The following is a 19,088-nucleotide window of genomic DNA, read 5'->3' as shown; positions in this document are numbered from 1 at the left end:
ACACCGGATTGACTGGAACGTTCGTTACAGAACAATCAGCAGTTCAACCGCAGTAGTACTTGATCACACACAAGGAAGTACAAACATGTCTGACACATTTGATGCCGATGTAGCGATCATCGGTTACGGACCTTCCGGAGTAGCGGCGGCGAATGCCCTCGGAAGTTTGGGAATCAGCACAATCGCATTTGAGCGGGACGAGTCCATCTATCAGCGAGCACGCGCAGTTACCGTCAACGACTGGACAATGAGGACTTTTCAGTCCGTAGGCCTCGACGATGCAGCCAAGGCAGACATGGATTCGGTCCTGGGCCTGCAGTGGCTGAATTACAAGGGCGAGAAGCTCATGTCAATCCCTTTCGAGGAAGGTCAGTTTGGCCACGACACTCATTACGGGATCTACCAGCCCTACCTTGAAAACACCCTCCGCGAAGGCGCCAAGCGTTACCACGACAAGTCTTCGCTGCATGTCAATACCGAGGTCATCGGGCTTAAGCAAGACTCCGACGGTGTCTCCGTCACCGTTCGAGATCTAACAAATGGCTCCGAGCGCACCGTCCGCACTCGCTACGCACTCGCCTGCGACGGCGGCTCGAGCGCCACCCGAGAAGACCTCGGCATTGGACTCGAAGGCGATACCTTAAGCGTTCGCTGGGTCGTCATTGATGCGAAGGTCAAGCGCTGGTGGCCGAACCGCCACCTGCTCACCTTCTGGTCCGATGAAGACCGTCCGGTTGTCGACATGGCTTTGGCACGCGACAACCACCGTTGGGAAATCCCGCTGAAGGAAGGCGAAAAGGATTCCGATTTCGATACTTCCGAGAAGGTCTGGCCTCTCCTAGAAAGTATGGGCGTTTCCCACGATGACGTGGAAATCTTTGGACACGCTTTCTACAACCATCACCTTCGTTCAGCAGAGCGCTGGCGCGACGGCCGCGTATTCCTCCTCGGCGATGCCGCGCACATGATGCCACCGTGGGCTGGCTCAGGAATGCAGTCCGGCATTCGCGACGCCTTCAACATCGCATGGAAACTCGCCGCCGTAATCAACGGAAAGCTTGACGACGAGGTCCTGGACACCTACCAAGCCGAGCGGGAGCCGAATGTTGCATTCCTAACCCAGGTGTCGGCAGAACTGGGTCGAGTCATTACCCAGCAGCTTTCTGACGAAGAAAAGCTTGCCATGAAAGAAGAGTTGGAATCGGATGCTCCGAAAGAACCACATCCACTTCTGTGGCCACCGACCTACCCAGCAGGGTGGTTCTCCGGTGAAATCGGAGATGACAGTCCAGTAGGCAAGCTCATCCCACAGCCCCGGGCTGCCAACTCACGTGGCGAGATCGGTCTACTCGACGATTACCTCGGCCAGGACTTCGTCGTCCTCGGCGCCGGCGCAGATCCAAATGAATTCGTCGATGCGGACGATCTGGAACAGTGGCGCAAGCTCGGTGCTCGAGTCCACGCCGTTCGTCGAGTAGATCAATCCAGCGAGAGCGCGGATGACCTCATCGATATCGACGGCAGCCTGATCTCCTGGATGGAAGATCTTGGAGTCAAGGTTGTCGCCGTCCGCCCAGACAAATTCGTGGCAGCGGCTGGCACCACACGACTTCCGGTGCCGTCTTTCTCCAAACAGGAATCCGAGCCCGTCTCCGTCTAGTCTCCGTCTAATCGTTTCAAACCCCCACTTCACATCTCAAAAAATACTCAAGAAGGAAAAATCATGAACTCCAGCGTCCAAGAACTCTCTTACATCGGCATCGCAACCCAGGACATTCCTGCGTGGCACAACTTCGCAGTTAACCTGCTCGGCATGATGCCTGGCGCTACATCCGAGAACGGTGAGACCTACCGTCTCGACAACAAGATCCACCGCATCCTGGTCGAAGCTTCTGACCACGATGACCTTGCATTCGCTGGCTACGAGGTAGCTTCCACCGAAGAGCTCGAAGACATCATTGAAAAGCTGCACGCCAACGGCCACAAGACCGAAGAGGGATCTGCTGAACTTGCTGCAGCTCGTGGTGTCGAGCGCATCGTGATTTCTCATGACCCAGAGGGCAACCAGGTCGAGCTCGTTCTCGGCTTCGCCGATGCTGACACCCCATTTTCCAGCGAAGTTAACCCATCGGGTTTCAAGACTGAGGGCATCGGTGCTGGCCACATGTTCCTCCTGTCTCGCAAGTCCACCCGCGAGCAGATGCTGGACTACTACGCGCTCCTCGGGTTCACCCTGTCCGACTACATCAAGGAGAAGATCGCACCAGGTCTCGAGATCGACGGCGCATTCACTCACTGCAACGGGCGCCACCACACCCTGGCCTTCGCTGAACTTGATGCCCCAGTCGCACTCCACCACCTGCTGGTCGAGGTCAATGATCTTTCCGTAGTTGGCCGCAACTACGACCGCATCATCGAGGCCGGTGTCCCACTGTCCATGACCCTTGGCATGCACCCGAACGACAAGATGGTCTCCTTCTACGCAGTCAGCCCATCCGGTTTTTCCATCGAGTACGGCTGGGGCGGGCTGATCATCGAGGACGAAGAGAACTGGGAAGTTACCCACTACGACCAACTCAGCGAGTGGGGCCACCAGGACGCAGGCGCACTCGGCCGCGCGCTGACACCTCTTGCTCCGGTAATGCCCGGCGCCTAGCCATGACTAAGCCTAGTTATGACTAAAACCTCTACCTGCTCTCCTTTAGAAAGGAGCTCTTCTATGACTACGTCTACCGCCCTAGACAGCCAAGACGTCCAATCCGGCGATTACAGGTTGCGCGTGTACACAGCTGGCGACCCTACAGCACCAGCGATCATCTTCCTCCACGGTTCCGGCCCTGGTGTCAGTGCTACATCCAATTGGTCCGAACTGATGCCACTGCTCAGCAGCGACTATTACTGCGTCGCCCCGGATGTGCTCGGCTTCGCAAATTCCGATCACCCAGACCCAGCTCCGGCCGGAATGTCCGCCTTTACCGACCTCCGAGCCCGCACCATCGTGGAAATGATGAACACGCTCGGCCTCGAGAAGGCACACTTCGTTGGCAATTCCATGGGCGGCATGATCACCCTTCGGTTAGCTCAGATCGCACCAGAGCGGATCGACCGCATCCTGCTCATGGGCACCGGTGGCGCACCGATTCCCGCCACCGATGGTCTGAAGCGGCTGATCACCTTCTACCAGAACCCAACGGTAGAAAACATGAAGGAAATGTTGCCAAGCTTCGTTGCAAATAAAGATCACTTCGCGGATCGTCTCGACGAGATCGCTACCGATCGCACGCAGTTTGCGCTTCGCGACGACATCCGGCGCTCCCACTTGGCAACGTTCAATCCGGACTACTCTCCTGTGAACTACTCGCCTGAGGAACTTGGCGAGATCACTCACGACACGCTGGTTGTTCATGGTCGGGAGGACGAGATCATTCCGGTGGAGGCGAGCTACTACATGTCTACTCACCTGCCGAATGCGGAATTGCATGTCATGCCGCATGCAGGTCACTGGACTCAGATCGAACAACCGCAGCGCTTTGCCTCGCTGACCCGCTGGTTCCTTGCCCAAGACAATTAATCATTAGCAATGGTCAGTGAACCACAGCTGCATTAATCCCCCGGCTTCGTGAGCGAGGACATATTCAATTATGTCCTCGTTCACGACGTCAACCCACACCACCGTCGCGTCCAGATCAGTGCAGTGATTGAAATTCTGCTGGACGCGACGTGCGTGTGTCCGGTTTGTCACGATTGTCGCAGTCTCCCAGTTTTGCTCCTGGGCTAGCACTTCAAGGGTTTGCGCCTCCCCGGTCGTTGATATGGGGTTCGGTTTGAGGCACCAGGTTTGCTCAGCTGATTCTGGTTGGTTTGCCCCTTGGCAGTAGGAAGTGCCGACAATGTCGCGCGTTCCGCTGGGATTAGAAACAACAAAATTTGGTGCCAGACCTTGGTTAACAAGCTCGGCACCATATTTGTGTCTGCCATCGTTGGCTCCGGCGAGGACCATCACCACATCGGTCGATTGTGCTTCTCGCTGCGGAGGAAAAAGAATCCAAGCGAGAAGCGCCACAACCGCGACAATAATGACAAGAGCTGGCAGTAATATCCAAAAGAAAAAGCGGCTTATCCACCGAGGCACGCGCCGTCCACTCGGAGTCATGGTGAGGCCTTCCTCATTTGGCCTTTGACGAAGCAGAGGTAAGCCAGGATGCCTAAGAACATCCAAAACATCCGGGCATTGTTAAGTGACAGCGACATCGATCCGATCAAGAAAACCACAATTGTCTCGCGCAGAATCAGCGTATTCACGTCTAACGCTTTGTCGGAAGAGCGCTGGGAAGCGCGGAACAGCAAGTAGAGAATCCAACCGAAAAGTATAAACGCGAGTACTAGGCCCCATTCTGCGCCAATTTGAATAAAGGTGTTATGGGCGTAGTTATACACTCCGAAATAAACTCGACTGACCTGCGTGTAGGTGCCAATTCCGACTCCAAAGATGGGTGACAAACCGATAATTCCAAGCCCTGCACTCCACATACTTGCGCGCTGGGATCCGCTGCCTGAGATGCTTTCAGTTGGGTCGTCGCCAAGCAGAGACGACAAGCGCTCAAGCTGCGGAAATTCTGTACTATAGCGGTTCGAAAATGCAATCAAAGTTTCCAAGATGGGGTTGAAAAACACAACCAAACCCACTGCGAGACCGACCAATACAACCGCAGGACCGATCTTGCCCGATCGGGTAGTGCGCGTGACCAATATCAAGGTGGTCAAAATGACCAGTGAGACCATTCCTGTTTTAGAGCCAGACAGAATTACCGAGACTGCAAGGACGAAAATTGCAAGCCCGCGGAGGAACGGATGAAACTGCGTTGTATATGCGAAATAGGCAATACCTGCGCAGGCAAGGACGGCGTAGAAGTTTGGGTCAGACATGAATCCCGTATAACGGAAATCACTGAAATATAGCAGGCTCCAGAATGCGCGGATTCCTGCTGCTTCCAACAACACACCGATGGAAGCAACCAGCGCGGCGCCGACAGCAAACCACTTCAAGGCCACATTTGTTAATCCTGAGCGCGCAATGTTGGTTCCAACAATGAAGTACATAAATGAGATGATGAGCTTAATAAAGTCTCCCATCACACCTCTAATGCCCAGCAGCACCTCAAACCTCAAGGGTGTGATAAATAGTGTGGTCACGACGCTAACGGCAATAAGCACACAGAAAAAGATCACACTGTAGCGGAAAGCAAAAAAGCGCTTGGTAACGACGAATCCGAACAACACAAGGACCAAGAAGGGATCAGCGAGAGACATATTCAGGCCGGCAATTTGGTCCGTGTGGTTGAGCAACATTGCCATCATCCCGACAAGCAGTGCGATGATGCTCATATCAGTCAGCTGTTTCTTGCGATCAACTTCCGGTTTCAGTGTGGACCGCTGCGCTTGCGTAGCCGACATGTCTGCTACCTCCTTCGATCCGAAGCTGTAGCGTCGACGAAACTTGCAATTTCTTCTGCCGCCCGATCGGGGCTCAGCTCGGCGGGATCAACCAAGTTGATGTCGGAAAATCCTGTCGAAGAGTGGTCCGCAATCAACTGCGCCAGCTGCTCAACGTCACCGTCAGGAGCTGAATAGACGCTTGGCAAGCTCCGAGTACCCTTCACATCAAAGGCGAAAACGGGCCTTCCAATGGCAAGGGCTTCCAGGCCAATCCGAGGCAGGCCCTCCCATGTCGAGGTCAGTAGCATTCCTTGAGATTCGGCCAAATACTTCGCCACCTGCGAGCTGCGACCAACCATCGTCACCGAATCTGCCACGCCGCGTTCGTCGATAAGCGATGCTGTTCTTTCCATGTGTTCGCCCTCGCCGCACATGGTCAAATGCACGCTGATTCCCTTGGAAACCAGTGAATGAATTACTTCGACAGCAAGCCAGGGGCGCTTGCGGTCAGAGAATTCTCCGGCCCAGACCAGCTCAATTTTGCCGTTGACCGCAGGGATTGGGCTTCGGGGGAAATCATCAAGTGGAACGCCGACGCCCTGCGGTAGGCGCAGAATCATCTCTGCAGGCAACTTTGAGCGAAACCACTGCTCATCATCGTGGTTGATCACGATGACACCTGCGGTATTTCTCAATGCCGAGCGCTCCAGAGTTTGCCAGAAACGGCTCTTCAGGTCCTTGCCCACATTCCAGTGAAGCCCGTGGCAGAAATAAACTACTGGTACAGGTAGTGGCCGCAACCGTGCCAAGAACGAGGCGGTCGCGGTATTGGTAATAATGACATCTAGCTTCTCTTTTTCGGCCCACGCCTTAATCTCTTCAGGCGCACGCAAGTTTCTTGGCGAAGGCTTCCGGCTCACGGAGCCAACGATTGTGTGCTCCTCATGCTCCGAAGGAGTAGAGGCCGCCGTAAATACCTCATGGCCAAGTTCCTGCCACCGCTGAATCAACGGTGGGAAGAAGGCGTTAACGGTACTGCCGATGCTAGTAAGAATTCCGATGTTCATGTGTGGGTTCCTTTCAGGAATCCTCTGAAACGCCAGGCCGTTCGATTGCGCTTCAGCTATTGTCGCTGTTTCGTATTTACAAACCGTTTCCCAATTGACGACGAATCCACCGTTCCACCGAGTCCACTGCAGGTGTTATTTGATTCGTGGATTCGATATGCACTCCTTCGTTTTTCCGGTAGGGATCGATCACGTCATAGTCAGTAGGGTTCTCTAAGGCAGCAAGAACGCCTCGGTATTCTGGAATAATTTTCACGGCTTCGCGAAGCTTATCGCGTCCCGTACCAGCTCCTAAGGTGCGTCCCCTCGCCTTGGATTCCTTTTCTTCTGTGTCGGCGAGCCTGGCAAATTCTCGCAGGGTGAAGGTTTTTTTAGTGACCCGCGGGCTCAGTCCAACAGCTTCTCGACGATGATCCCGGGTCATCGTCAGAACTAGTTCCGACGACTCCAATAACTTCTCGTTGAGCTGCCTTGCTCGATGATTCGCCGTATCATTCACGCCTAATACGGAAGCTATGCCACTGGTTTGTTCATCCATCGGTGCGCCCACTAGGGCGTGTGTGCCAGCAGAGCTCACAGTCACTTCATGAAGATCGACAATTTTTCGTTTCAGCAAGTATTCCGCAAGAGGTGAGCGACAGATGTTTCCTGTACACACGAACAAAATCGAAAAAGTTTCGGGAAGTTTAGCTTGATCGAGCGCCATCATGATCCTTCCTCAATTGGTGCGACGGCGTCCTCTTTTTGATTCCGCGTGCACCGCGTTCATGGCGTTCATGGGATTCATTGGATTCTTCCTCTCCACGCCCATAACTAGCGGTGTAGTAGTACTTGCTTTCCACTCCCGTAGTAGGAAGCATCGTCAGCACGATGCCGAGGACGCGATTGCCTGAAGTGCCCAAGGTTTCCAAAGCCACTTCGAGATTTCGCTTCGTTGTCGCCCCGGAGGCAACCACCATAAGAATGCCGACTGCCAGTTTTCCTAGAACAGCAGCGTCCGATACAGCAAGTACTGGAGGTGCGTCGATGATGACATAGTCAAAGCTCTCTTCGAGTGCACGAACTGTCTCAGCCATCCATTCAGAGCCCAAAAGTTCACTGGGGTTTGGTGGAATCCTGCCTGCAGGAAGAACGTAGAACTCATCCGAGCCCCATCGCTGCAGGACGTCGTTGATCTCAGCTTTCCCGATCAGCACATCGGTTAAGCCAGCTCCTCCCTCGATGCCAAGATAATCAGCAAATACGGGTTTACGAAGGTCGCCTTCGACAACGGCGACCCGCTCGCCAGCCTGGGCCAGCGACAAGGCTAAGTTCAACGAAGTTGTTGACTTACCTTCATTCTCGTTCGCGGAAGAAACCACGAACACTCGTCGTTTAGAATCAACGTTCAGGAACTGTAGGTTTGTCCTCAGTGTTCGATACGATTCAGCTTGGACAGAATTAGGCAAGGACTGTACAACCAGCCGATTTTCTTCTGCATTGAGACCATTAAAGATGGAGCCGATCACCGGGCTGTCTGTCACCTCTTGGACTTCACGGACACCGTGTACTCGGTTGTCCATCACCCCTCGGATAACGGCCACTGCCACGCCAGCCGCCAGACCTCCCAAGAGCCCAAGCAGAAGGTTGAGGGTGTAATTCGGACTAATCGGAGAGTCCGGCACCAGCGGCGCCTGCGTTGTCGTCATAGTGACCGGGCTTGGAATTCCGGGTCCTGCCGACTCGAGCTGAGTGACAACCACTTCTTCGAATTTTTGTCGCACCGTATCGGCAATCAAAGCTGCCTGCTCGGCGGACGGGTCCATAACTTCAATGTTGATCAGCGCTGAATCTGTCGGAGAGCTAGCCCTGACCTGCGCAGATAGTTCCTCCCCTGTCATATCAAGATTAAGCTCTTCAACCACTCGGTCGAGGACAACGCCAGTGGTAATCACGGTGACGTAGCTATTGATCATTTGGCGTGAATAATCCGCGCCCTGCACGAGCTCGTTAGTTGATCCTTGCCCAGCACGCGTTGATACGTATACCTGTGTGGTGGATTGATATTTCGGTGTGGCAAGTAATGATGCTGCAGCTCCTAGCGCAATACCAAGAACGGTAAAAACTACAACAAGTATCCAACTTTTGCGCAGCATGCCGGCATACTCGCGTAGCTCCATTGGCTCTCAGCCTTTCTGATCAAAAATAGTTTCCAACCATATGAGGTCTAGAGTATCAATTCTGAAGGTCTGGAACTTGAAATTACTTGCAGGAATATTAATTCGCGCTTCCGTGCTGTTGCAGATCAGTTGCAGTAGAGTTGCAGAGCTATGCTGCTGCTTCCAGTTTGCGCACCTCAATTCGGGTAGATGCCCACAAAACAATCAGTCGGGTAAACGCCCCTCCTGCAATGCCGACAGAACCCGCCAAGATCGCATCAGCGCCAGCGAGATGAGCAATCAAGGATGCGACAACCGTGAGAATGCAAGCGAGTAAGAACGACCAAGTAACCGCCCCATAGCGATTAAATACGTTCAGGGTCACGCTGTAAATGTATGCGATAATTGTCGCGGCGGCGGCAAAGGCCATAAAGGTCAGTGGCAAAGTATCAATGGCAAACTGGTCACCATAAATAAGCACGAGCACATCCGAGCCAAAGGCGATGACCACCACAATTGCGATTGCCGAAAGCACCATAAGTTGTCGCCCCATCTTTCCGATTCGGCGTTGAATCTCCCCGGCTCCGGCTTCTTTTCGCAGAATCCGGAAGGGGGTAATCACAACATTTTGTACTGCCGCACCTAACAGGCTTGCCAACGTGAGCAAATATGCCGCTGTTGCGAACACACCTACTGACTCCGGATCGCCCAAGGCACCAACAATGAGAACTGGGATCTGGAAGAGGAGACTCCCTAACAGGTCTGCCCCGGTGATCGGTACGGCAGCCCGGAGAATGTCTTTGAAAGCCCCGTCTTTGTCTTCGCGTTCAAATTCGAACTTGGTGGATAATTTCCACCCGACCAGAGCTGACACTGCGGCAATTATTGCTGCGCCCACGACTGCGATTTCTACTGATCCGAAGAAATATACAAGTATCGCGCTGACAACAACCGTTATCCAGGAGAAAAGGATGCCCAAGCTGCCGATAGTGCGCATTTGATTAAAATATTGCAGCTTCGCATACGTTATGTCGTCGAAGGAGTCACACACTTTCAAAAGTGTTACTGCAGCAACCAAAGAAAACGGCACGCTGTCCGAAACCACGCCGTATCCCAAGAGGACAACTGCCCCCAGGATGACTCCAATCCACCTGAGGTAGATGTAATAGGACCATGGCCGGGTTCTCTCGAGCGAGACAATGATCATTCTCAAGCCCATTTGGGCCACCACAAAAATTGGTGTGCCGACCGCGAGAACCAGGCTGTACGTGCCCACTGCCTCTGCTCCGCCTGCGGTTCGGGCGAAAAGCCAGACTAAGAACCACTTAGAAAAGGCATTGCTCAGCATGCTTAGAGTCACTAGGACTCTTGCGCCCTTGTCTGACTGTGATGAAGCCACCTGTGTTGTTGCCACCTGGCCTCCCTTCAATTATCCGTTAGGTCTTATTGCGGCAGCGCATGGGAGGCCGCAGCCGAGCTCAACCACTGAAGTTGCAGCTATTTTTTGAGGCCAAAGCGGTGACGGTAGGCCTGCGCCAAGCGAGGCGGGGCCAAGCCCGCAACAATGCTTTGGACTATTTTTAAGTACTCCCTTGGCCCAGCTTTCAGTTTTGGGTAGTAATAAAGTCTCGTCTGAATCTCACCTTTGCGGTGTTTCAATGAGCGCTTTTTATAATCCGAAAAATCTACCCGATAGTTCAGCAAGATATCGTCCATCTCATAAAGCCGAAAACCAGCCAGTAATAATTCGCACCACAGTGCGAGGTCTTCGGCTCGTTTCCTATCGGGATAACCTCCTACCTCCAGCACCGCTGATTTTCTCATGACAGTGCTGGGGTGAAACAGGCTATTACCTCGCATAACATCGCGAGGTAACTTCTCTCCAGCAGCTTTAGTAGAACCCGCGATCTCCCCGTCGGCGATCTGGTTTACTCGAGACCCAACGACGGCATACTCAGGGTGGCCTTCCAGGAAGGCAAGCTGCTTTTCAAGACGGGTTGGCACTGAGACATCGTCAGTGTCCATCCGAACGAGTATTTCCGTCGATGATTCGTCGATTGCCCTGTTAAGCGAGTACGGAAGCCCCCGATTGCGATCATTCTTGATTACACGAATCCGGGAATCATTAAACTGCGAAACGATTTCCTCTACGTCGTTTGAACCACCATCATCAATAATTATCAGCTCGAAATCACGGACAGTTTGATCGAGCATGCTCTGAATTGAAGCAACAAGCTTGGATGGCTCTGTGTTGTACTCTGCCATTATTATGGAGGCTTGAAGCGGACCTTGATTGTTGGTCACAGGATCAACGGCCTTTCACTTGCTGAGACTGAATTGAAAATACAATATGATGCCAACTGCACCTCAGCTTAGTGTGCAGGACTCCTTTGCGGACACACATTCAACAGAATTATGCTAACGCTAGTCTCGAAACAGGCAGATCATATGAATATTATTCATATGAGCAGTGCGAAACACCTATAATAATCCGCATGTCCGGAATAGATGCAAAAAGAGTTCGTACTCGCCATTTCTACGAAGCCAAAGCTAACGGCACTAAAATTTCAGCCCTGACCAGCTACGACGCACTCACGGCCGGTATTTTCGACGAAGCTGGAATCGATATGCTGCTCGTCGGTGACTCCGCCGCCAACGTCGTCCTTGGACAAAAGAGTACCCTTTCTATCACTCTCGACGAGATGATCACGCTCGCAAAAGCAGTCACCGTCGCTACAAAGCGCGCACTCGTCGTCGTCGATCTTCCCTTCGGTTCCTACGAAGCCTCGGAGCAGCAGGCCGTCGAGTCAGCCGCGCGAGTCATGAAGGAAACCGACGCGTCCGCAGTCAAAATCGAGGGTGGCGTTGAGATAGCGCCGACCATTCGTCGCATAGTGAGTGCCGGCATCCCAGTCTGCGCACACATTGGCTTCACCCCGCAGGCGGAGCATCAGCTCGGCGGTGCGGTGGTGCAAGGTCGCGGGGATAGTGCAAGGAAGCTTATCGACGACGCCCTCGCCGTCCAGGAGGCCGGCGCCTTCGCAGTAGTACTTGAGATGGTCCCCGCCGACGTTGCCACTGAGGTCACCGAGAAGCTCGGCATTGTCACCATCGGCATCGGCGCTGGCAACGGCACCGATGGCCAGGTGCTGGTGTGGCAGGATGCCATGGGCCTCAACCGGGGGCGAAAGCCGCGTTTCGTGCGCGAGTACGCCTCCATCGGCGAGACACTTCTGCAATCGGCGAAGTCCTATGCTGATGAGGTGTCCAACGGCGCTTTCCCTGGTGAGGCTGAGTCTTTCTAATGCACGTTGTTTCTACGAAGGCGGAGTTGGCTCAAGTTCTTGAGGGGCGATCGTCGATAGGCCTCGTACCCACGATGGGTGCACTGCACAGCGGGCATGCCTCCCTGGTTACCGCGGCGCGGGCAGAAAACGACACCGTGGTGGCCAGCAACTTCGTTAATCCTTTACAGTTTGAGGCGCTGGGCGATTGCGACGACTACCGTAATTACCCACGCCAGCTCGACGCGGATTGTGCACTGTTGGAGAAGGCTGGCGTGGATGTGGTCTTCGCGCCTTCTGTGGAAGAGATGTACCCCGGCGCGGATCACCTGCCTCTGGTGTGGGTGCGCACGAGTGAGATGGGTGAGCGGCTGGAAGGTGCGAGCCGTCCTGGCCATTTTGATGGTGTGGCAACGGTCGTCGCAAAGCTTTTTCATCTTGTGCAACCGGATCGCGCGTATTTCGGGCAAAAGGACGCGCAGCAACTTGCCGTGATTCGCCGTATGGTGGCTGACCTGGACTTTCCTGTGGAGATTCGACCCGTACCCATCATTCGTGGGGCTGATGGACTTGCGGAATCCAGCAGAAACCAGCGCCTTTCAGCCTCGGAGCGCAACCAGGCGTTGGCACTCTCGCGTGCGCTTTTTACCTTGGAAAAGCGGGCGCAGGCAGGCGAGCCGTTGGACCTGGCGGGAGTGCGCGCGCAACTAGGCGCAAGTGAGGGGGTGCGCCTGGATCACTTGGAGATCGTGGACGCTTCCACCCTGGAGCCACTTGAGGTTGATGGTGTACTGGATCGACCGGCGCTAGTGGTAGGTGCGATTTATGTGGGGCCGGTGCGCTTGATTGACAATATTGAGCTGAGGCCTGCTTAAGGTTTCAAGGAAGAGAGCCGCTGGGCTTGTTCTCAGTGGCTTTTTCTTCGCCCCATTTTGTAAAGTATTCTTTACATTTTTTAAAGTTAGATTTACACTAAGGCTAAGGAAGTTGACTGAAAGGACTCCCGCATGAGTGATCCAACATTTACAAACATGGTGCGGAAGTGGCGTCGCTGGAACGAGCTGTCGCAGCAGGAACTCGCGGATCGCGTAGGTGTCTCGCGGCAGACCGTCGCCAACATTGAGAAAGGCAACTATTCCCCCTCTGTCCACTTAGCCCTCAACATTTGTCATGAACTCGGAAAGACCGTCGAAGAAGTCTTCGGCACCCAACAAGAGGAACAAGAACAATGATCAAGCAATTTGGAGACTGGGCAATTGACTGGACCCAGCGCACCTCGGAAGACGAATACCAAGCGTCCATGACGCACAAAGCAGACACCGTGGGCATGTGGATGATGCCCCTTGCTGCGATTGTTTGCGGTGCGATCCTGGCCTGGGTCCTGCCCTCAACCTATTCCCTGTGGAGCCTGCTGCCCCTTTTCGCAGTCTTGATTGTGCAGCTTGCCTCGCAGGGTTGGATGAGCAATTACGCACCGCGGCCGAAGCACACCTCGCCCCGGAAGTACTGGCTGCTCGCTTTAATCCCGGGCATAGTCATGTTTGCTGGCATGGCCTATAACTCCTTCTTCGCCGCCGATCACTCCTGGGCAGGCCCCGGCGGTATGGTCATCGGGGCAATCCTCGGCGCGGGCCTAGCCATTCTCGTGATTCCCCGCGCGTTCAAGCAGCGCTACAAGTCAGACGTGGAACGTTTGGAGTCGGATTTAGAAGACTAGGTCGGACTTAGGTCGGACCCAAATCAGAAGAGTCCACCGCCCCGTGCCGCGAACACTCCGCGGACCACCCATCGGGGCGGATCTGGACTTTCATCCGCCGCCCGCAGATCTGGCAGTACCGCGGTACCTCAAGCCCGACGCGCGCGGACGGCGAAAGCACTTGCTCGGCTCCACACGGCTGGCCGGTGATGGGATGGAAAACGGGCTCCTCGCCGGTCAGGAGCGCGATTGCCAGGGAATCGTTCGTCGTAAAGCGCATTAGATGAACTTGTTCAGCACTTTGATGGGCAGATTCAGCCGGTCCATCATGTCCAAGTCCTGCTCCATTGGCCGGCCCAGAGTGGTCAGGTAATTTCCGGCAATCAGCGCGTTCATGCCACCGAGCAGCCCGGTTTCGGCGCCTTCGTCGCCAAGCGTGAGCTCGCGACCACCGGCAAAGCGCAACATTGTCCGCGGCATGGCCAGGCGAAATGCGCCGATCGCACGCAATGCGTCACGGCTACCCATCACCTCGCGGTCGCCGAAAGGCGTGCCCGGGCGCGGATCCAAGAAGTTCATGGGCACCTCGTGCGGGTTCAATTCTGCGAGCTGGGCTGCAAATTCGGCGCGCTGTTCCAAGCTTTCACCCATGCCCAAGATGCCACCGGAGCAGACCTCGAGGCCGGCGTCGGCCACCAACCGCAGGGTCTCGCGGCGCTCCTCCCACGTATGAGTTGTAACTACCTGCGGGAAGAAAGACCTGGCCGTTTCCAGATTGTGGTTATAGCGGTGCACGCCGGCGGCTTTGAGTCTCTCGACTTGCGCCGGAGTGAGCGTACCAATCGAGGCCGCTACCTCTATATCTACCTCCGCGTGAATTGCGGCAACGGCTTCTTCCATCTGCGCCATCAATTTGTCGTCGGGGCCCTTGACTGCGGCGACGATACAAAATTCGGTAGCTCCGGTCTTCGCCGTCTGCTTCGCCGCCTCGACGAGCTGCGCAATATCTAGCCACACCGACCGCACCGGGGATTCGAACAGGCCCGACTGCGAGCAGAAGTGGCAATCCTCGGGGCAGCCACCTGTTTTCAGCGAGATAATGCCCTCGACTTCAACTTCCTCGCCGCAGTATTTCAGGCGCACTTCGTGGGCCAATTCCATCAGTTGGGAAATTTCGTCCTCAGGCAGATGCAGCACTTCAAGAATTTGGTCTTGGGTCAGCGCTTCGCCTTGTTCTAGCACTTGGACGCGGGCGGTTTCGAGAATGGACATGAATTGTGCCTCTTTTGGGTCGGAAATGGGTGATTGTTAGATACCCTAAACCAAACTTGAACAGTGTTCAAAACAGTGTTCAATTTAGCGACCTAACTGGGCCTTCCCCTAAATCCCCCTGCCCACTTTCGCGTGCAACGAAACAAAAATGTAGCCCCAAAGCCGAAAATACGTCAAAGATCACACCTAACTGCTTTTGTGTTCTGTAGACTGACCTAAATAGCGAAAATCTCACTGGAACGGGGTCAATATGTTCACCATCACAGGGTTCGCCGACGAGATCGCGCATGATCTCGACGAGCAAATCGAACTGCTAAATACGCTCAACATCTCCCACGTTGAATTCAGGAGTGCCTGGGGCACAAAGATCCTGGACCTGACCGAGGAACAGCTCGCCACCGCGAAAGAAAAGCTCGCAGCGGCGGGCATTTCAGTTTCCTCCATCGGCTCTGACCTGGGCAAGATCCAGATCACCGACCCCTTCGAGGACCATCTCGAACGCGCTAAGCATGCAGTTGAGGTGGCACAGTACTTCGACACCGATTACATCCGCATGTTCTCCTTCTTCATGCCCGAAGACGCAGATCCTGCCGATTACCGCGACGAAGTCATGGCCCGCACCAATGCCATGGTGAAGCTCGCCGAGGATGGCGGCATCACCTTGCTGCACGAAAACGAGAAGGGCATCTACGGCGATGCGCCCGAGCGGGTCAACGACCTCATTACTACCGTCGATTCGAAGAATTACCGCGCGATCTACGACGCAGCCAACTACGTTCAAACCGGCTTCGAGCCGTTCAACGAGGCCTGGCCAATCGTGAGCGATCACGTCGATTACATCCACATCAAGGATGCGACGATCCCTACCGCCGATGAGCCGCTTGGCATCATCACCCCAGCAGGCCAGGGCGACGGCCAGTACCCAGAGTTGCTCGCCGAGCTCAACGAGTCTGAATTCAACGGCTTCCTTTCCATCGAACCCCACTTAGGCGACTTCGACGAGTTCGGCGGCCTGTGCGGCCCCGACCTGTGGACCACCGCCTACGAGGGCCTGACCGGCATCTTGAACAATATCGGTGCCTCATACAAGTAATTAAACAATCATGACATCAACTATTAAGGCAGCCCTTGTAGGCTGCGGCGACGTCGCCACCGTCCACGCCGAGGCGCTTGAATCGCTTCACGACGAGCTCCGCATCGATTTCGTTGCCGTCGCCGACACGGACGAAGTGGCTGCAGAAACCTTCGCCCAAAAGAATTCCACGAAAGCCTACGCAAGCCTCACGGATCTGCTGGCCAACGAAGAAATCGACGTCGTGCACATCACCACCCCGCACGACCAGCACATCGATCTGGCACTCGAGGCGCTGCAGGCCGGCGTCAACGTCATCTTGGAAAAGCCGCTGGCCAACGAACTCGATCAGGCGCATCGCTTGGTGGACTACTTGGACGCGCACCCGGATGCACCGAAGATCGCCGTGTGTTTCCAGAACCGCTACAACGTGTCCTCCCAGCAGCTGCGCCGCCTGCTTGATTCAGGCAAGCTCGGCCAGGTCAAGGGCGCGTACGCCTCAGTGGTGTGGACCAGGACCCCTGGTTACTACCAAACAAAGCCGTGGCGCGGACAAAAGGTGCGCTCCGGCGGTGGTCTGTTGATGAACCAGGCGATCCACACCCTGGATCTCCTGCAGTGGTTCTTGGGCCCGGCCCGCTCAATCGACGGAGCTGTGTCCACCTGCAAGTACGGCGATGTCATCGACGTCGAGGACACTGCCCACGCCTATATCGCCCACCCCGGCGACGTTCACTCAAGCTTCTACGGCACGCTGACCAACTCGCGCCATCGCGACGTAGAAATCGAGCTTGATTGTGAGGCCGCGCTCGTCGAGTTACGAGACGGGCTCACCGTGACCTGGGTGGACGGCCGTGTCGACCGCTACGAGGAACGCACCCAGGAAACCGAGGGCAGGAGCTACTGGGGTGTCAGCCACGAGCTGCTCATCCGAGACTTCTACGAGCACCTGGGCGACCCGGAGCCATTCTGGATCGGCCCAGCCGAAGCAATGAACTCGCTGCGAATTGCCAAAGGCATCTACGCAGCTTCCGACAACTAAACACACCTATACCTATATATAAGGAGAACCATGAGCAACAAAGTACGTCTCGGCATCATCGGCCTCGGCGCCGAAGGTGGCATGTACGCAGATTTCCTCAACGAGGGCCGCGTTCCAAACATGGAAATCGGTGCGATCTGTGACATCTTGCCAGAGAAGAAGGAAAAGGCCGACGAGTACGGCGTGCCTTTCTACGCTGACTACAAGGAAATGATCACCTCGGGTGATGTTGATGCAGTAGTCACCACCGTGCCTCACTACCTGCACCCAGAAATGGGCATCTATGCGCTGGAGCAAGGGATCCACGCACTCGTCGAAAAGCCTGTTGGCGTCTACACCAAGCAAGCGAACGAGCTCATCGATTACGCTGCGACCAAGCCAGAGCTGAAGTTCGGCGTGTTCTTCAACCAGCGCACGAACCAGCTGTACAAGGACATCAAGGCCATCATGGATTCCGGCGAGCTCGGCGCACTGCGCCACACTTCCTGGATCATCACAACTTGGTGGCGTCCGCAGGGCTACTACAACCAGTCGGATTGGCGCGCGACCTGGGGCGGCGAGGGCGGCGGCGTCCTGGTCAACCAGGCACCTCACCAGCTGGATCTGTGGCAGTGGATGTGCGGCACCCCGGAGCGCGTGTTCGCCCGCGCCGAGTATGGCTTCAAGCGCGACATCGCCGTCGAGGACGAGGTCAACGCGCTGGTGTCCTTCCCGAATGGCGCGACCGGCACCTTCATCACCGCGACCCACGACATGGTCGGCACCGACCGCCTGGAAATCCTGCTGGACAAGGGCAAGATCGTTGTCGAGGATTCGAAGAAGGTCACCATCACTCGCCTCGTGGAAAACGAGGAAATCCTGTCCAAGGACATGAGCATGGAAGACGTGAAGCTTCTTTTCACTGGCAAAATGGACATGGACAAGTACATAACCACCGAGGTCAAGGAGTACGACTCCGTCTGGGGCCAGCAGCACGTTGAGGTTCTGCGCAACTTCGCAGCGGCCGTCAACGGTGAGGAAGAACTCCTCGCACCGGGCAGCGACGGCATCAACGGCGTGCGCCTGGCCAACGGCATCCACCTGTCTTCCTGGCTGGGCAAGGAAGTAGACCTGGTCAACTTCGACGAGGCAACCTACCTGGAAGAACTGAACAAGCGCATCCGCGCAGAAGGAAAGTTTGAGGAGCGTAACTAATGGCTGATATTGGCGTACAAATGATGATGCTCAAGGACCAGGTCGCCGAACAAGGCATGTACCCAGTCTTGGAGCGCCTGAAGGAACTCAACATCGCAAGCGTTGAGGTTTCCCAGATCCCCATGAATGAAGAAAACACCGCGGGTCTCGAGCGCGGCATCAACGAACTCGGCATCGAGGTCGGCGCGCTTTCCGTCGCACTCGGCCCCGGGAACCCTACATTGGACAACTTGGATGAGAACTTCGACAAGATTGTCGCCGACTCCAAGCGCCTGAACGTGAAGTTCCTCCGCATCGGCATGATGCCATTTTCTGCCATGGTGTCCAAGGAGGCCACGGAGGCATGGGCGGCACAGGTTGAGCCGTATGCAGCAAAGCTTAACGACGAGGGCCTCACCCTTTGCTACCACAATCACCACGTTGACCTGCACAAGTTCGGCGAGGAGCGAATCTTCGACATCGTTCGTCGTGTAGCTCCTTCGCTCTACTTCGAAGTGGACCTGCACTGGGTCCAGCGCGGTGGCATGGCGCCACTGGACATGCTCAAGGCGTACTCGGGCGTGTGCAAGCTGATCCACGTGAAGGATTTCCGCGTCACCGAGCTGCCTGCAGAAGCCATGGAGCTGATGGAGGCGGGCAAGGTTGAGGAAGGCTACGACAAGTTCGTCAACATTGTGCAGTTCGCTGAGGTTGGCCAGGGCAACATGAACTGGCCTGAGCTGCTGCCTGCGGCTAAGGACGCAGGTGCGGAGTACTTCTTCATCGAGCAGGACCTGACCTATGGCCGTGACCCATTCGATTGCATCAAGGACTCACGCGAGTACCTGAACTCAATCGGCTGGTAGTACTGCTTTTAGCCCGGCTCCCTTCGTGGGAGCCGGGCTTTT

Annotated in this window: 20 protein-coding genes; 11 read left to right on the top strand and 9 right to left on the bottom strand. The window is 55.3% G+C overall.

Annotated elements, in window-relative coordinates; genetic code table 11:
- Positions 1-85: 85 nt before the first annotated feature.
- The 3 genes from ACXZ66_RS00750 to ACXZ66_RS00740 all read left to right on the top strand — a co-directional run bounded on the left by ACXZ66_RS00750 (position 86) and on the right by ACXZ66_RS00740 (position 3,571).
- Positions 86-1,660, top strand: coding sequence for a bifunctional 3-(3-hydroxy-phenyl)propionate/3-hydroxycinnamic acid hydroxylase (locus ACXZ66_RS00750; protein ID WP_458749779.1), 1,575 nt, complete (start codon positions 86-88; stop codon positions 1,658-1,660).
- A gap of 63 nt (positions 1,661-1,723) precedes the next feature.
- Entirely contained in the window at positions 1,724-2,656 is a 933-nt protein-coding gene (locus ACXZ66_RS00745) for a VOC family protein (protein WP_458749778.1), read from the top strand.
- 63 nt (positions 2,657-2,719) lie between these two features.
- Positions 2,720-3,571, top strand: coding sequence for an alpha/beta fold hydrolase (locus ACXZ66_RS00740; protein ID WP_458749776.1), 852 nt, complete (start codon positions 2,720-2,722; stop codon positions 3,569-3,571).
- A 3-nt stretch (positions 3,572-3,574) separates the two neighbouring features.
- Here ACXZ66_RS00740 and ACXZ66_RS00735 read toward each other — a convergent pair whose 3' ends face one another.
- The 7 genes from ACXZ66_RS00735 to ACXZ66_RS00705 all read right to left on the bottom strand — a co-directional run bounded on the left by ACXZ66_RS00735 (position 3,575) and on the right by ACXZ66_RS00705 (position 10,906).
- Positions 3,575-4,063, bottom strand: coding sequence for a YdcF family protein (locus ACXZ66_RS00735; protein WP_458749774.1), 489 nt, complete (start codon positions 4,061-4,063; stop codon positions 3,575-3,577).
- 86 nt (positions 4,064-4,149) lie between these two features.
- A complete protein-coding gene (locus tag ACXZ66_RS00730; RefSeq protein WP_458749772.1) occupies positions 4,150-5,454 on the bottom strand; it encodes an O-antigen ligase family protein in 1,305 nt (434 codons plus the stop codon).
- Between the two features lie 5 nt (positions 5,455-5,459).
- Positions 5,460-6,503, bottom strand: a complete 1,044-nt coding sequence (locus ACXZ66_RS00725; protein WP_458749770.1) for a glycosyltransferase — start codon at positions 6,501-6,503, stop codon at positions 5,460-5,462.
- Between the two features lie 76 nt (positions 6,504-6,579).
- Positions 6,580-7,212 (bottom strand): arsenate reductase/protein-tyrosine-phosphatase family protein, encoded by a 633-nt coding sequence (locus ACXZ66_RS00720; protein WP_458749768.1) that lies wholly within the window; start codon positions 7,210-7,212, stop codon positions 6,580-6,582.
- The gene (locus tag ACXZ66_RS00715; protein WP_458749766.1) at positions 7,190-8,662 is read right to left on the bottom strand and encodes a tyrosine-protein kinase domain-containing protein; all 1,473 of its coding nucleotides are present in this window, start codon (positions 8,660-8,662) and stop codon (positions 7,190-7,192) included. Before ACXZ66_RS00715 ends, ACXZ66_RS00720 begins: the two co-directional genes overlap by 23 nt.
- A gap of 148 nt (positions 8,663-8,810) precedes the next feature.
- Positions 8,811-10,055 carry an oligosaccharide flippase family protein gene (locus tag ACXZ66_RS00710; protein ID WP_458749765.1) on the bottom strand — a complete coding sequence of 415 codons (1,245 nt, stop codon included), beginning with the start codon at positions 10,053-10,055 and terminating at the stop codon, positions 8,811-8,813.
- A gap of 83 nt (positions 10,056-10,138) precedes the next feature.
- Positions 10,139-10,906 (bottom strand): glycosyltransferase, encoded by a 768-nt coding sequence (locus tag ACXZ66_RS00705; protein ID WP_458749763.1) that lies wholly within the window; start codon positions 10,904-10,906, stop codon positions 10,139-10,141.
- Between the two features lie 230 nt (positions 10,907-11,136).
- On the opposite strand from ACXZ66_RS00705, the gene panB reads away from it, so the two are divergent.
- From panB to ACXZ66_RS00685, 4 genes are all read left to right on the top strand, one after another.
- On the top strand, positions 11,137-11,946 hold the full coding sequence (panB, locus tag ACXZ66_RS00700) for a 3-methyl-2-oxobutanoate hydroxymethyltransferase (RefSeq protein WP_458749761.1): 810 nt from the start codon (positions 11,137-11,139) through the stop codon (positions 11,944-11,946).
- Positions 11,946-12,800, top strand: a complete 855-nt coding sequence (gene panC, locus ACXZ66_RS00695; protein ID WP_458749759.1) for a pantoate--beta-alanine ligase — start codon at positions 11,946-11,948, stop codon at positions 12,798-12,800. Before panB ends, panC begins: the two co-directional genes overlap by 1 nt.
- A 132-nt stretch (positions 12,801-12,932) precedes the next feature.
- Positions 12,933-13,157, top strand: a complete 225-nt coding sequence (locus ACXZ66_RS00690) for a helix-turn-helix transcriptional regulator (protein ID WP_458749757.1) — start codon at positions 12,933-12,935, stop codon at positions 13,155-13,157.
- Positions 13,154-13,642, top strand: coding sequence for a hypothetical protein (locus ACXZ66_RS00685; RefSeq protein ID WP_458749755.1), 489 nt, complete (start codon positions 13,154-13,156; stop codon positions 13,640-13,642). The genes ACXZ66_RS00690 and ACXZ66_RS00685 overlap by 4 nt, the downstream gene beginning before the upstream one ends.
- Positions 13,643-13,649: 7 nt before the next feature.
- Here ACXZ66_RS00685 and bsaP read toward each other — a convergent pair whose 3' ends face one another.
- Both bsaP and bioB read right to left on the bottom strand, forming a co-directional pair.
- The gene (gene bsaP / locus ACXZ66_RS00680) at positions 13,650-13,901 is read right to left on the bottom strand and encodes a biotin synthase auxiliary protein BsaP (protein ID WP_458749753.1); all 252 of its coding nucleotides are present in this window, start codon (positions 13,899-13,901) and stop codon (positions 13,650-13,652) included.
- Complete coding sequence (gene bioB, locus ACXZ66_RS00675) at positions 13,901-14,893, bottom strand: biotin synthase BioB (RefSeq protein WP_458749752.1); 993 nt, start codon at positions 14,891-14,893, stop codon at positions 13,901-13,903. The genes bsaP and bioB overlap by 1 nt, the downstream gene beginning before the upstream one ends.
- A gap of 250 nt (positions 14,894-15,143) precedes the next feature.
- On the opposite strand from bioB, the gene ACXZ66_RS00670 reads away from it, so the two are divergent.
- Genes ACXZ66_RS00670 through ACXZ66_RS00655 form a run of 4 tightly spaced genes read left to right on the top strand, consistent with a single transcriptional unit; the run spans position 15,144 to position 19,046 of the window.
- Positions 15,144-15,986, top strand: coding sequence for a sugar phosphate isomerase/epimerase family protein (locus ACXZ66_RS00670; protein WP_458749751.1), 843 nt, complete (start codon positions 15,144-15,146; stop codon positions 15,984-15,986).
- A 10-nt stretch (positions 15,987-15,996) separates the two neighbouring features.
- Positions 15,997-17,007: a Gfo/Idh/MocA family protein gene (locus tag ACXZ66_RS00665; protein ID WP_458749750.1), complete on the top strand. Its 1,011-nt coding sequence runs from the start codon at positions 15,997-15,999 to the stop codon at positions 17,005-17,007.
- Between the two features lie 30 nt (positions 17,008-17,037).
- Positions 17,038-18,201 carry a Gfo/Idh/MocA family protein gene (locus tag ACXZ66_RS00660; protein WP_458749749.1) on the top strand — a complete coding sequence of 388 codons (1,164 nt, stop codon included), beginning with the start codon at positions 17,038-17,040 and terminating at the stop codon, positions 18,199-18,201.
- Positions 18,201-19,046: a sugar phosphate isomerase/epimerase family protein gene (locus ACXZ66_RS00655; protein ID WP_458749747.1), complete on the top strand. Its 846-nt coding sequence runs from the start codon at positions 18,201-18,203 to the stop codon at positions 19,044-19,046. The genes ACXZ66_RS00660 and ACXZ66_RS00655 overlap by 1 nt, the downstream gene beginning before the upstream one ends.
- The last annotated feature ends 42 nt before the right edge of the window (positions 19,047-19,088 follow it).

The organism is Corynebacterium sp. S7 (assembly GCF_054401105.1).
This window is presented reverse-complemented; position numbering and strand designations above follow the sequence as displayed.